The sequence below is a fragment of the Microbacterium sp. AC035 genome (genome assembly GCF_979258485.1).
In genome coordinates, this window is the sequence record NZ_OZ409858.1 from 2178659 (window position 1) to 2191640 (window position 12982).

A 12982-nucleotide genomic window follows, 5' to 3' on the forward strand; every position below is an offset into this window, starting at 1 on the left:
CCGTCGAAGGAGACCACCATGACCAACATCCTCTGGTTCGAGCAACTGGGTATGGCCGATCTGCCTCAGGTCGGAGGCAAGAACGCCTCATTGGGCGAGATGGTGTCCCATTTGAGCGCACTCGGCGTACGGGTGCCGCGTGGCTTCGCGACGACAGCATCGGCCTACCGGGACTTCTTGGCGCACGACTCTCTCGCCGGCACCATCGACGGCATGCTCGCCGGAGTGGACATCGAGAACATCCGCGAGCTCACCCGTATCGGTGCAGAGATCCGGCGCCTCATCATGGAGCATCCGCTGCCGCAGTCACTCGAGAGCGAGATCCGCGACTCATACCAGCGGCTCGTGGAGTCGGATCCGGAGCCGGACTCGGTCACGTGGGCTGTCCGTTCCAGCGCGACCGCGGAAGACCTTCCTGACGCCTCATTCGCCGGGCAACAGGAGACCTTCCTGAACGTCGGAGGGATCGAGAACATCCTGATCGCAGTGCGATCGGTGTTCGCCTCCCTCTACAACGATCGCGCGATTGCCTACCGGGTGCACCAGGGCTTCGACCAGGAGGAGGTTGCGCTCTCCGTGGGAGTGCAACGAATGGTTCGTTCCGATGTCGGATCCTCAGGGGTCATGTTTACCGTCGACACCGAGTCGGGTTTCGATCAGGCGGTCTTCATCACCAGCGCCTACGGACTCGGCGAGGCCGTCGTGCAGGGCGCGGTCAACCCCGATGAGTTCTACGTCTCCAAGCCGGGGCTCCGCGCCGGGAGACCCGCGATCCTGAAGCGGACTGTGGGCGACAAGGCGATCGCGATGCGATACACCGACAGTCGCGAGCCTGGCGCCAGCACGGTCTTCACAGACGTCCGCGATTCCGACAGAAGGCGGTTCTCGCTCACCGATGCTGAAGTCGAAGAACTTGGCCGCCAGGCGTTGACGATCGAACAGCACTATGACAGGCCGATGGACATCGAGTGGGCCAAGGATGGCGTGGATGGCGAGCTCTACATCCTGCAAGCGCGCCCTGAAACTGTTGTCTCCCGAGCCACGCAGAACACGATCTCTCGATTCCGGTTGATAACGGCGGGCTCTGTCGTCGCGGAAGGAAGGGCGATCGGTCAGCGGATCGGGTCAGGACCCGTGAAGGTGTTGAACGACATCGCAGACATGGACCAGTTCCGCACGGGGGACGTCCTCGTCGCAGATATGACGGACCCCGACTGGGAGCCGATCATGAAGCGTGCCTCCGCGATCGTGACGAATCGCGGAGGGCGCACCTGCCACGCCGCCATCATCGCACGAGAACTCGGTATCCCTGCTGTCGTCGGCGTGAGAGACGCGACTGACATCCTCACGGACGGCATCGATGTCACGGTCAGCTGCGCAGAGGGCGACGTCGGCCGAATCTACGCCGGTCTCCTCGATTTCGTCGAGGAGACGACTCACCTCGATGAGATGCCCGACCCGCCCGTGCGAATCATGATGAACGTCGGCACACCGGACCAGGCATTCGCCTTCTCCCGACTCCCTCACCACGGTGTCGGCCTCGCAAGGCTCGAGTTCATCATCAATCGGCAGATCGGCATCCATCCGAAGGCGCTCCTCGAGCTGTCATCACTTCCGCATACGCTTCGCGAGGAGATCGAGCAGCGCACATCCGCGTATGCCGGTCCGCGTCAATACTTCGTGCAGCGCGTCGCTGAAGGCGTGTCGACGATCGCGGCCGCCTTCGCTCCCGCGCCGGTGATCGTCCGCCTCTCGGATTTCAAGTCGAACGAGTACGCGAACCTCCTCGGCGGCGAACGGTATGAGCCCCGCGAAGAGAACCCGATGCTCGGCTACCGCGGTGCGTCTCGGTACATATCCGAAGGCTTCCGCGGGTGCTTCGAGATGGAGTGCGAAGCCATCCGGTTCGTCCGGGATGAGATGGGGCTGGAAAACGTCGCGGTGATGGTGCCGTTCGTGCGCACAGTGGAGGAAGCGTCCGCGGTGACGGAGCTTCTCGGCGAGCACGGACTTCGTCGAGGAGAGAACGGGCTCAAGATCATGATGATGTGCGAGCTCCCCGCGAATGCGTTGCTCGCGGACGAGTTCCTCGCGTACTTCGATGGGTTCTCGATCGGCTCGAATGACATGACCCAGCTCACCCTCGGGCTGGACCGCGACAGTGCGATCGTCGCGGACCTCTTCGACGAGCGAAATCCAGCCGTGTTGAAGCTCCTGTCGCTGGCGATCGACGCGTGCGCACGCAACGACAAGTACATCGGAATCTGCGGGCAGGGCCCGAGTGATCATCCGGAGTTCGCCGAGTGGCTGGTCCGTCAGGGAATCCAGTCGGTGTCGCTGAACCCGGACACCGTGGTCCAGACTTGGCTCGCACTCTCCACGTCGGAGCGTCCTGCCTGAACACCGAAGGGGTGGCGGTCTGGACAGGACCGCCACCCCTTCGCTCGCAAGCGGCACCTTCAGACGCTCAGTAGACGTCCTTGACGTACCGCTCGGCACGCTTGAGCTCGGCGACCAACGTGTCCCCCGCCACCGCGTCTCCGGCCCCCAGGATCTCCGCGAGCGCTCGATCGACATCGGCAGCCATCCGGGCCTTGTCACCACAGACGAAGATGTACGCCCCCGCGTCCACCCACTTGCGAAGCTCCCGCGCGTTCTCGCGCATCGCGTGCTGAACGTAGCGTTTGGCGGCCTGGTCGCGCGAGAAGGCGAGATCGACGCGGCTGAGGATGCCCCGCAGCTGCAGATCACCGAACTCATCCTCATACAACCAGTCGAACGCGCGGTGCTGATCTCCGAAGAACAACCAATTGTCGCCGGCAGCCCCCCGCGCGTCTCGTTCACGGAGGAACGCGCGGAACGGCGCGACGCCCACACCCGGACCGATCATGATCACGGGGACGTCATCGGCGGGGAGGCGGAATTCGTGAGCCGGGACGCGCCTCACCTCGAACTCTCGCCCGTCTTCCGCCCGGGCTCGAAGATAGTCCGTCGCAGCACCCGCGTGGCGGCCGTACGGGCTCTCGTACTCCACACCGGCGACCGTGAGATGCACCTGCCCGTCATCTCGGAGCGGACTCGATGAGATCGAGTAGTCCCGATGCTGCAGGGGGCGGAGTTCCTGCATGATCTCCACAACGGACAGGTCCGCGCACCCGAGGTCGATCACCACATCCAGAACGTCTCGCCCCCAGAGCCATGCATCGAGCGCCTCCCGATCGCCCGATTGAAGGAGCGCCACGATCGCTGCCGCCTGGGAACTCTCCGGGCACCGGCGTGCCAGCCCGACCACGAGACCGGGATGCGGAAGTCGCAGTTCGACTTCGTGAGTGAGTACCTGCCTCAAGGAGCCTCCGGCGAGCTCCTGGTCCCCGAAGTGTCCGATCCACCGGTCGACAAGCGCATCGCTGTTCTGGACGAATACGGAAAGGGAGTCGCCCGGCGCGTAGTCGAAGCCGCCAGCATCGAAACTCAGCTCGTAATGGGTGACGCGCTTCGTCGATCCCGGCGCCGAGAGCACGCGCGATGCAGTGATACGTGCTGTGCACGCCTGATCGCCGATCGCACTCTGGCTCTGCTTTTCGTCAGCCTCGTGCGGCAACTCCGTCGGCAGCGACCCATCCCATGCGGTTGCGTCGATGAGCGACTGTACAGCCGGTGTCGCCCATCGCTCCGCGCTGAACTCGAAGTCGATGTCACAGTCGATGCTCTCCACGATGCGAACGGCACCGAGTTCTTCCAGACGCTGATCGATGTCATGGCCCGCCTTGCAGAAGTCCTCGTACATCGAATCACCGATCGACAGCACCGCATAGGGCAAGCCGTCCAGCGCGCCGCCCTCGAGCGTCTGCAACCAGGACCAGAACTCCGCGGCGTTGTCCGGCATGTGGCCGTTGTCGTGAGTGGAGGTCACAACGAGCAGTCTCTTGACTCCGCTCGCCCTGTCGGCAAGCCAGTCATTCAGAGATGCGTAACCTGCATCCAGGCCATTCTTCACGGACTTCGCATGGATCTGGTAGGCGAGGTACTCGGCATTGCCCGTCTGGCTTCCGAACAGGATGCTCAGCTCAGCCGTCTCGCTATCGGTCATCGTGCGTCCCCCCTCGTCGATGCCCAGATCGATCGTCATGATCCCGTCGAGATGAAGACCGACTTGGGCTCTGTGAATCCCCTGACGCCCTCCATTCCCAGTTCGCGACCGATACCGGACTGCTTGAACCCACCGAACGGCACCTGCACGCGGATCGAGGAGTTCGAGTTGACCGAGATCGTGCCACTCTCGATGCCACGAGCGACGCGGAACGCACGTCCAACATCCTGCGTCCAGACCGAGCCGCTCAGCCCGTAGATCGTGTTGTTCGCCAGACGGATCGCATCCTCCTCCGTGTCGAAGGGGATGACGACCGCGACCGGGCCGAAGATCTCTTCTGAAGCCGCTCGGGTGGTTGCATTTTCGTCGATGGCGATATGAGGTGCCATCCAGTAACCGGGTCCAGTCGGCGTCTCACCGCGGTAGACGAGATCCAGCCGATCATCGACGAAAGATGAGACGGTCTGCCGATGCTCGGCCGAGACCAGCGGCCCGAGATCCGTGGAAAGGTCGGATGGGTCTCCGATGCGGAGCGCCCGGGTTGCTTCTACGAAGCCCTCCATGAAGCGCTCGAGGGCCGGCCTCTGCACCAGGATCCTGCTTCGGGCGCAGCAATCCTGACCGGTGTTGTCGAAGACTGCCCAGGGAGCGGCGGCGGCTGCCTGGTCGATATCGGCGTCCGCGAAGACGACGTTGGCAGACTTGCCCCCCAGCTCGAGCGTCACCCGCTTCATGGTGTCGGCACTGGATCGTAGTATCGAACGTCCCACCTCTGTCGATCCCGTGAAGCTGATCTTGCCGACGCGGGGGTCATCGATCAACGTCCCTCCGACCTCGGCGCCGCTGCCGGTGACCACCTGGAGCAGGTCCGGGATCGGCGAGACCTCTGCCGCGAGCTCTCCGAGCCTTCTGGTCGACATCGGCGTCATGCTGGCGGGCTTGACGATGACGGCGTTGCCAGCGGCGAGCGCCGGCGCGATGCTCCAGCTCGCGATCGGAAGCGGGAAGTTCCAAGGGGTGATCACACCGACGACGCCGACTGCCTCACGGAAGGTCATGGCGACGCCCCCGTCGACGGGGATCGTCTCTCCCGTGAGTTTGTCGATCACGCCTGCGTAGTAGCGGAAGACCGCGGCCACGCTGTCTGCTTCGGCGAGCGCAGCTCTGAGGGGCTTGCCGACGTCGCGCGACTCCAACGAGGCGAGCTCATCGCGATGCGCGGAGATGGAGTCCGCGAGGTCGTAGAGGAACTGCTGCCGGCCGGAGATAGGCAGACGCGCCCACGCCTTCTGCGCTTCGACTGCCCGCGCGATCGCATCATCGACTTCATCGCGGCTGAATGAACGAACGGAATCGAACTGCAGTTCGGTTGCAGGATTCCATACGGGAATAGCCAGGTTCGTCATCGATCCTCTTCTCACCGGGGAGCGGTAGTCCTCCGCACCATCACAGATCAACCCTCCCCGACGCGGGCCCGCGAGCGGCGTGCAGGAAGTACCCAAAGAAACGGGGGCATGTGCGTGATGCACATGCCCCGTTTCTTCCCTCCGCTTCGATCTACACGCCCATGAGGAGCTTCGCGATCCGAGGTTGGGCGTTCACCCCGATCCAGGCTGGCTCCGCCCCCTCGTCCCCCACACGATAGAGCGCCGCGCGGCGGTCGGGGTTCTCCATCTCGAGCGACGTGACCGCACCCATGCGGAGGGTTCCGACCACCTGAAGTTTCCGCCCGGCGATCTCGGTCCAGAAGTATGGCAAGGGCGCAGCTTGAGGTTCGCTCCCGCTGATGTTCTCTGCGAGTCGTGTGCCGTGTTGTCGTGCTTCCGCCCAGCTCTCGGTGCGGCACAGCGCACCGTCGAGCCCTCGGAAACTGATCGCGTCGCCGATCCCGAAGACGTTCGGGAGGGCGGTGCCATCCGCGATGACGCGCCCTTCATCGTCGACGACCAGCGCCCCTCCGGTGAGGAGCCCACTCTCCCGCAACCATTCGACTGCCGGCCTCGCACCGACTGCGCTGATCAGAACGTCTCCGCAGAGCTCGGCGCCGTCTGCAAGCTCGACCACCCATCCACCTTCTACGGCGCTGATGCGCGAGATGTCGGCCTCCCAGTGACAGTCAATCCCCGCCTCGCTGAGCCACCTTGAGGTTTCCTCTTTCAAGTGGCCGGCGAGCAGTCGCTCGAGTGGACCGGATGCGCGATCGAGCAGCGACACGCGAGAGCCGCGCGCGGCCAGGGACGACGCGAGCTCGACGCCGATCGCACCTGCCCCGATGACCACCACCGACTCCCCTGCCGACGTCCTCGCTCGGAGGCTCCTGGCGTCAGCGGCGCTGCGCAGCACAGTCGTCTCCTCCGGCTCGATCGGCAGACGCACCGGTAGAGCCCCTGTGGCGAGGACGAGTCGACCGAAGGGTACGACCTCCTCGGTGCCGTCCGGATGCTCGACCGTGACGGTCGCTCCGACGGCATCGACGCCGGTCGCCCGCCCTCGGGTGAGCTCCACGTCAAGATCGGTCCAGTCGACGGCGATGTCCTCAACCTCGCCGTCGATCAAGTAGTGCTTCGACAGCGGTGGTCGGTCGTAAGGAGCATCCGGGTCGCTGTCGATCACCCTCACCGGATCAGTCCAGGAAAGCTCACGGAGCCGTTCGATGAAGGCGGTCGTCGCGACCGAAGCCCCGACGACCACGAGAGGCCCCGTCACGATGCTCCCGACTCCACTAGCTTGATAGCGCGCTCAGGGCAGTTGCGGATGGCTTTACGGACGTTCTCCTCTTCGTAGGAGCCTTCGCGCCCCTCAATCACGTGCCCGTATCCTTCGTCATCGATGTAGAACGTCTCCGGTGCCAACATGTAACACCGGGCATGCCCCTGACAGCGCGCTGGATCGACCCATACCTCAGTCATCACTCACCTCCGGTCAGTCGCAGGCGAAGGGGACCGACGCCATGCCAGGGTGCATCTTCAGCGAGTTCGAACTCCGGAATCGTCGCGAGGAAATGCTGCATCGAGATGTTCACTTCCTTGCGCCCGAGATTGGAACCCAGACAACGGTGGATGCCCCCACCGAACGCCAGATGGCGATTGTTCTCCCGCGTGATGTCGATCTCGTTCGGGTTCTCATAGGTCTCCGGGTCGCGGTTGCCCGCTCCGAAGACGAGGATCGCCCGCTCGCCCGCCTTGATCTCCTGCCCGCGAACGGTCGTGTCGCGCAAGGCAGTCCGCGCCATAGCCTGAACCGGAGACAGGGTGCGGAGGAACTCCTCTGTCGCATCGGGTATGCGCTCCGGCTCCCGACGCAACAGCGCCTGTGCTTCCTTGTTCCCCGCGAGATACCACAGCGACGAACGGATCGCCCACGCCGTGGTATCCAGCCCCGCGAGGAAGAGCAGGTAGCCGTAGGAGGTGAGCTCGTCATCGGTGAGAGGGCGACCGTCGATGGTCGCCCGAAGCAGTTCTCCGCTGATGCCCTGCAACTCGGTTCCCGAACGGCCGTCATCGATAAGTCGCTGCACGTAGGCGATCAGGTCGTTCGACGCCGCGGCCGCTGTCTCCGGAGACACCGTGCGCTCGTAGATGATGTCGTCGACCCACTGATCGAAGAGCGGCCAATCCGCTTCCGGATACCCCGCGAGCCGACTGAAGATGATCGTCGGGTACGGTCGCGCGAACGCCGAGGAGACATCGACCACACCGTCTGACTGGAACGCTGCATTCACCTGGTTCGAGAGCTCGACCGCGGTGGCATGCATCCCCGGCTCCAGCTTCGCGATCGCCATCGGGGTGAACATCGGAAGCAGCAGCTTTCGGAACCCCCCATGGGTGGGAGGATCGATATCGATCGGGATGAGCGGCATGTCGGTGCCGAACGAGGGGAGGAGCATCGACGGGCCAACCGACCACGTCTCCGGATCCTGCTCGGCGTCGAAGATGTCATCGCTCTTGGAGATGTACCAGAAGCCGCCGTACTTGGAGCTGTGTCCCACCGGCTTCGCCTCGTGCATCTTCGCGTATTCGTCGAAGATGGTGTCGAGAGCCTTCCCGTGGAAGTCGAACTCGGCGAGGGTTTCGTTGTCAGACATGAGCCGGTTTCCTTTCCCTGCACACGCTGGCGCGGCGAACCAGGTCGTCGAAGAGCGCGTGATTGTTGATCGATGTGCGGAACAGATGTTCTGGATGCCACTGCACCGCGACGAGGTCGGCCGTCGGATCCTCGACGGCTTCGACCACCTCACCGGCGCGGGCTGTCACGACGAGGCCTGCACCCAGGCGGTCGATGGCCTGGTGATGGTAGCTGTTGACGCCCATTGATGTGCCGCCCACAATCTGGGCCAATCGTGACCCCTGCTCGATCTCCACGTCGTGATCCGCCTCATCGGAGGCGCGCGACTGCCAGTGCCCGTCGAGGTGCTGAACGAGCGTGCCCCCGCGCAAGACGTTGACCAGCTGAAGGCCACGGCAGATGGCCAGGATCGGGATTCCGCGCTCCTGCGCTTCGCGCACGAGCGCGGTTTCGAAACGATCTCGGATCGGGCTGATGCCGTAAGCGGCGTCAGCCGCCTCCTGCCCGTACATCTCAGGCGACAGGTCTCCCCCTCCCGTGAGCATGAGACCGTCGAAGCCGTCGAGAAGGTCCTCAGGAATGACCTCGGTCGCGGGAAGGAGTGCAGGCCGCCCACCGGCCGAGACGATCGCCTCGGAGTAGTTGAGCACCTGCAGGGTCGAGTCCCGCGGGCCGAAGGCCGACGGCTGAGAACTCCGGTCTGCGGTGACGGCGATGAGAGGACGAGACATCAGTAGATCGTCCAACCACCGTCGACAAACAGCGTCGTTCCCGTTACCCAGCTCGCGTCATCCGAGGCGAGGAAGGCTACACCGTTTGCCACATCCTCCGGCTTGCCGATACGTCCCATCGGAGTGCGCTCGAGAAGCCAGTTGCGCACCTCTTCGTTCCCCAGAGTCTCGGCGGTGAACGGCGTCTCGATGAATCCGGGAGCGACCGCGTTCACGCGGATTCCCGATGAGGCAGCCTCGACAGCAAGAGCACGCGTCAGCTGAAGCAGGGCACCCTTGGACGCGTTGTAGTGGATCTGAGGATGTCCGCTCGAAGAGATCACGATATGCGCCTCGACGGACGTGATGTTCACGATCGCACGGGTGTGATCCCCGTCGCCCGCCTTCAGCAGCGGGTACGCCTCGCGGGAGACGATGAACGGGCCAGTCGAGTTGACGGCGAAGACCTGATCCCATTCCGCGACCGAGAGATCTTCGAACGTGCCGAACTTTACGATACCGGCGTTGTTGACGAGGACGTCCAGACGACCGAACTCCTCACCGATCTTCGCGAACCCTGCCCTCACGCTGACCTCATCGGCGACGTTCGCCTGGATGTTGATGACGTCGTCCCTGCCCCCGAACACCTTTTCGAGCGCGTCCAGGTTGAGGTCGATGGCGGCGAGCTTCGCGCCGTCCGCCAAGAGCTTCTCCGCGATCGCACGTCCATTACCGCTGGCGGCGCCGGTGACTGCGGCGAAACGTCCTTCAAGTCGGTTTCCCATGATTCTACTTTTCTGCTTTCTTTCGAGAACGGTGGTGTGGGATGGATCTAGATGTGCTCGAGGTAGCGCGCCGTCTCCCACTCGGTGACGGTCTTCTGGAACTGTCGTACTTCCCACCTGCGCGTTTCGGCGAAGTGCTGCACGAAGTCCTCCCCGAAGTACTCCTTCGCGAGCGCGCTCTCAGCGAAGACCTCCGTGGCGGCTTCCAGAGAATGCGGCAGTCGCGGCGACGCGTCGTCGTCCTGCTCGTACGCATTGCCGGTGACGGCCGGAGGCGGAGTCAACTTCCGTTCGATCCCGCTGAGCCCGGCAGCGACGTTCGCCGCGAGAACCAGATACGGATTGGCGTCGGCACCCGGGACCCTGTTCTCCACACGCGCCGCCGGTCCGGCAGACGGGATGCTGCGAATGGCGACCGTCCGGTTGTCGAGACCCCACGTGGCGCTCGAGCCGGCCCACTGACCGCCCTCAACGCGCTTGTACGAGTTGATCGTCGGAAGGTAAAGCGCCGTGAAGTCTCTGGCGCCGGCTACAAGTCCGGCGAGATACGCCTGACCGATCTCGCTCAGCTCGATGGGGTTCTCCGGATTGGCGAAGAGTGCATCACCATCCTCGACACTGACGAGGCTCTGATGCACATGTCCCGATGAGCCGGCCTGATCCGGCCGAATCTTCGCCATGAACGACGCAGTCAGTCCGTGAGCTGCCGCGATCTCTTTGACCGTATGCTTCAGGATCAGCGCACTGTCCGCGGCCCGCAACGTATCGCCGTAGTGGATGTTCACCTCGAACTGTCCTGCGCCATGTTCGCTGTTGCTCGCCTCGATGAAGACGCCCTGCTCCGCCAGGCGATCGCGAATGAGTCCGATCACATACTCAGTGCCGGAATCGCGATACATGTTGTAGGTGTGGTTCCCGCTCGAGATCGGCTCGAGATCGCGCCAGCCACGACGCGCAAGCTCCCGCGGCGTTCCCTCGAAGAGATAGAACTCGAACTCGTAGGCGCACACCGGTTCATAGCCGAGTGACTTGGCCCGGTCGAGCACCCGCCGGAGCACGCCTCGTGGAGACAATGCCAGCGGCGTTCCATCGGGCTGGTAGATGTCACAGATCACCGACGCCACTCCCGGCTCCCCGGGAACCGTACGGAGCGTCGTGAGATCCGGGCGGAGGTTCACGTCGGGATATCCGCTGTGCCAGCCGGTGAACGTCAGGTTCGGGATACTCGCGTCCTGGATATCCCATCCGAAGAGAATGTTGCAGATATTCGTGCCTGCCTGGAACGCTGACTCCACGAAGTACTGCGCCGACAAGCGCTTCCCTCGCCACAGACCGTCGATGTCGGGCGCACCGATCTTGATCACCTTGATCCCGTGCTCGGCGACGAACTCTTCGACGTAGCGTTTCGGATCCTCGATCAGAACCTCATCGTTCATGTGCCCTGCCTTTCAGCTGTGTCTTGTGACGTGAATGAATCTCTAGAGCGTGCAGCGAGACTATATTTGCTCGGGAATCGCCGTCATGTGCATGACGCACATGGTTTCACTGCCTGCGGTGCAACGCGTACCGATCACTCGGTCGCTTGCTTCGACGCGTCGACGCGAAGCAGTGCGTGGCCACATCCACCTCACCGCTTAGCGCGACGCAACACGTGTGCGTGAAGCACATCCCTCTCGACATCACCGTGCCGCGCGCACCTCTGCCCGGGGGATGCGCCGCGCATGATCTCGGGAGACGACACTGCGCTCGATGCGGTGCCGTGCGCCCACAGCTCGGTGGCAGACCTGCCGCAGAGTCGACCTCCGGGTGCAGCGCTGCGCCTGCGCATCGTCAGACCACGAACAACACCAAGAAAGCAGGACGAGATGATCGTCGGTGTCCCCACGGAAATCAAGAACAACGAGAATCGGATCGCGGTGACACCAGCGGGGGTCGCCGAATTCGTCGACCACGGCCACTTCGTCATCGTGCAATCCGGCGCAGGATTGGGAAGCGCCTTCTCCGACGACGAGTACGAGCAGGCGGGGGCGACGCTCGCCGCTGACCCCTCGGCCGTCTGGGCCGCTGCCGACATGATTCTCAAGGTCAAGGAGCCGATCGGCAGCGAGTACCCCCTGATGCGGGACGGGCAGATCCTCTTCACCTATCTGCATCTCGCAGCGGACGCACCCCTGACACAGGCTCTGCTGAACAGCAGGACGACGGCGATCGCCTACGAGACGGTGCAGCTGCCTGATCGCAGCCTGCCCCTCCTCTCTCCCATGTCAGAGGTCGCAGGGCGCTTGTCTGCCCAGGTCGGCGCGAACCAGCTGATGCGCACCCAAGGCGGTCGAGGTCTTCTTCTGGGTGGAGTGCCCGGCACCCCCAAGGGCAAGGTCGTCGTTATCGGCGGTGGCGTCGCCGGCGAGCACGCCGCGGCGATGGCGGTCGGGCTCGGGGCTGAGGTCACGATTCTCGACGTGAACCTCTCCCGGCTCCGTGCCCTCGAAGCGCGTTTTGATGGTCGAGTCACGACTCTTCGCTCCAATCCCTACACGATCGCAGAGAACCTCGCGGATGCCGATCTCGTCATCGGGTCGGTTCTCATCCCGGGCGCAGCCGCCCCCAAGCTGGTCACCGACGCCATGGTCGCGCGCATGCGGCCCGGATCGGTCCTCGTCGACATCGCCATCGATCAGGGCGGTTGCTTCGAAGGGTCACGTCCGACGACTCACGATAACCCCACCTTCCCGGTACATGACGCCATCTACTACTGCGTGGCGAACATGCCCGGAGCGGTTCCGCGCACGTCGACGATCTCGCTCACGAATGCCACCCTGCCGTATGCAGTCGCTCTGGCCGACCGAGGTTGGCACGAGGCGGTGCGGGCCGATGCGGCACTCGCCAAGGGGCTCAGCACCCACGCGGGTCACCTCACGAATGCCTTCGTGGGCGAAGCTCTCGGCATGGCAACGACCACTCTCGAGGCGGCACTCGCGGCCTGAACCGCCGGGGATGAGCCCTAGGCGTTCGCATAAGTCCGTTACCGCTGCGTTACCGAAACCGAGACTCCAGGCATGACGAAGGCCCCGCATCCCAGTGTTTCCAGGGGATGCGGGGCCTTCGTGGTGGCGGTGACGGTGGGATTTGAACCCACGGTAGGGGGTTACCCTACACAACTTTTCGAGAGTTGCACCTTCGGCCGCTCGGACACGTCACCGCGGACTAGCTTACGACAACCCGCGCCACGGCGCGAATCGAGCGAGTCGGACGAGTCTCGGCGGGGCCCTTTTCTCCGGCGGTGCCCCCGTCGGCCGTCGCGCCCGCTGGTTAGGATGGCCTAAGGCATCCGT

General features: G+C 63.9%; 10 protein-coding genes and 1 tRNA gene. 2 read left to right on the forward strand and 9 right to left on the reverse strand.

Going from position 1 to position 12982, the window contains the following annotated elements; all coding sequences use genetic code 11:
- The first annotated feature begins 18 nt into the window (after window positions 1–18).
- On the forward strand, window positions 19–2400 hold the full coding sequence (ppsA, locus tag ACZ0AA_RS10625; RefSeq protein ID WP_463499036.1) for a phosphoenolpyruvate synthase: 2382 nt from the start codon (window positions 19–21) through the stop codon (window positions 2398–2400).
- 67 nt (window positions 2401–2467) lie between these two features.
- Here the strand turns inward: ppsA and ACZ0AA_RS10630 are convergent, their stop codons facing one another.
- The 8 genes from ACZ0AA_RS10630 to ACZ0AA_RS10665 form a co-directional block, all read right to left on the reverse strand.
- Complete coding sequence (locus ACZ0AA_RS10630) at window positions 2468–4129, reverse strand: diflavin oxidoreductase (protein ID WP_463512870.1); 1662 nt, start codon at window positions 4127–4129, stop codon at window positions 2468–2470.
- Window positions 4126–5496: an aldehyde dehydrogenase family protein gene (locus tag ACZ0AA_RS10635; RefSeq protein WP_311258467.1), complete on the reverse strand. Its 1371-nt coding sequence runs from the start codon at window positions 5494–5496 to the stop codon at window positions 4126–4128. Before ACZ0AA_RS10635 ends, ACZ0AA_RS10630 begins: the two co-directional genes overlap by 4 nt.
- 151 nt (window positions 5497–5647) lie before the next feature.
- A complete protein-coding gene (locus ACZ0AA_RS10640; protein ID WP_311258466.1) occupies window positions 5648–6796 on the reverse strand; it encodes an NAD(P)/FAD-dependent oxidoreductase in 1149 nt (382 codons plus the stop codon).
- Window positions 6793–6999, reverse strand: a complete 207-nt coding sequence (locus ACZ0AA_RS10645) for a ferredoxin (protein ID WP_311258465.1) — start codon at window positions 6997–6999, stop codon at window positions 6793–6795. The genes ACZ0AA_RS10640 and ACZ0AA_RS10645 overlap by 4 nt, the downstream gene beginning before the upstream one ends.
- Entirely contained in the window at window positions 6999–8174 is a 1176-nt protein-coding gene (locus tag ACZ0AA_RS10650; RefSeq protein ID WP_311258464.1) for a cytochrome P450, read from the reverse strand. Before ACZ0AA_RS10650 ends, ACZ0AA_RS10645 begins: the two co-directional genes overlap by 1 nt.
- Complete coding sequence (locus tag ACZ0AA_RS10655; protein WP_311258463.1) at window positions 8167–8886, reverse strand: gamma-glutamyl-gamma-aminobutyrate hydrolase family protein; 720 nt, start codon at window positions 8884–8886, stop codon at window positions 8167–8169. Before ACZ0AA_RS10655 ends, ACZ0AA_RS10650 begins: the two co-directional genes overlap by 8 nt.
- Window positions 8886–9650: an SDR family NAD(P)-dependent oxidoreductase gene (locus tag ACZ0AA_RS10660; RefSeq protein ID WP_463499029.1), complete on the reverse strand. Its 765-nt coding sequence runs from the start codon at window positions 9648–9650 to the stop codon at window positions 8886–8888. The genes ACZ0AA_RS10655 and ACZ0AA_RS10660 overlap by 1 nt, the downstream gene beginning before the upstream one ends.
- Window positions 9651–9697: 47 nt before the next feature.
- Window positions 9698–11086 carry a glutamine synthetase family protein gene (locus ACZ0AA_RS10665; protein WP_311258461.1) on the reverse strand — a complete coding sequence of 463 codons (1389 nt, stop codon included), beginning with the start codon at window positions 11084–11086 and terminating at the stop codon, window positions 9698–9700.
- A gap of 429 nt (window positions 11087–11515) precedes the next feature.
- Here ACZ0AA_RS10665 and ald point away from each other — a divergent pair, with 429 nt between their 5' ends.
- Window positions 11516–12634, forward strand: a complete 1119-nt coding sequence (ald, locus tag ACZ0AA_RS10670; protein ID WP_311258460.1) for an alanine dehydrogenase — start codon at window positions 11516–11518, stop codon at window positions 12632–12634.
- A 124-nt stretch (window positions 12635–12758) separates the two neighbouring features.
- Here the strand turns inward: ald and ACZ0AA_RS10675 are convergent.
- Window positions 12759–12849 (reverse strand) — tRNA-Ser (locus tag ACZ0AA_RS10675).
- Window positions 12850–12982 lie beyond the last annotated feature (133 nt).

Coding starts and splice junctions, on each gene's coding strand:
- ppsA (WP_463499036.1), top strand. CDS start 19: ATGACCAACATCCTCTGGTTCGAGCAACTGGGTATGGCCGATCTGCCT.
- ACZ0AA_RS10630 (WP_463512870.1), bottom strand. CDS start 4,129: ATGACGATCGATCTGGGCATCGACGAGGGGGGACGCACGATGACCGAT.
- ACZ0AA_RS10635 (WP_311258467.1), bottom strand. CDS start 5,496: ATGACGAACCTGGCTATTCCCGTATGGAATCCTGCAACCGAACTGCAG.
- ACZ0AA_RS10645 (WP_311258465.1), bottom strand. CDS start 6,999: ATGACTGAGGTATGGGTCGATCCAGCGCGCTGTCAGGGGCATGCCCGG.
- ACZ0AA_RS10650 (WP_311258464.1), bottom strand. CDS start 8,174: ATGTCTGACAACGAAACCCTCGCCGAGTTCGACTTCCACGGGAAGGCT.
- ACZ0AA_RS10655 (WP_311258463.1), bottom strand. CDS start 8,886: ATGTCTCGTCCTCTCATCGCCGTCACCGCAGACCGGAGTTCTCAGCCG.
- ACZ0AA_RS10660 (WP_463499029.1), bottom strand. CDS start 9,650: ATGGGAAACCGACTTGAAGGACGTTTCGCCGCAGTCACCGGCGCCGCC.
- ACZ0AA_RS10665 (WP_311258461.1), bottom strand. CDS start 11,086: ATGAACGATGAGGTTCTGATCGAGGATCCGAAACGCTACGTCGAAGAG.
- ald (WP_311258460.1), top strand. CDS start 11,516: ATGATCGTCGGTGTCCCCACGGAAATCAAGAACAACGAGAATCGGATC.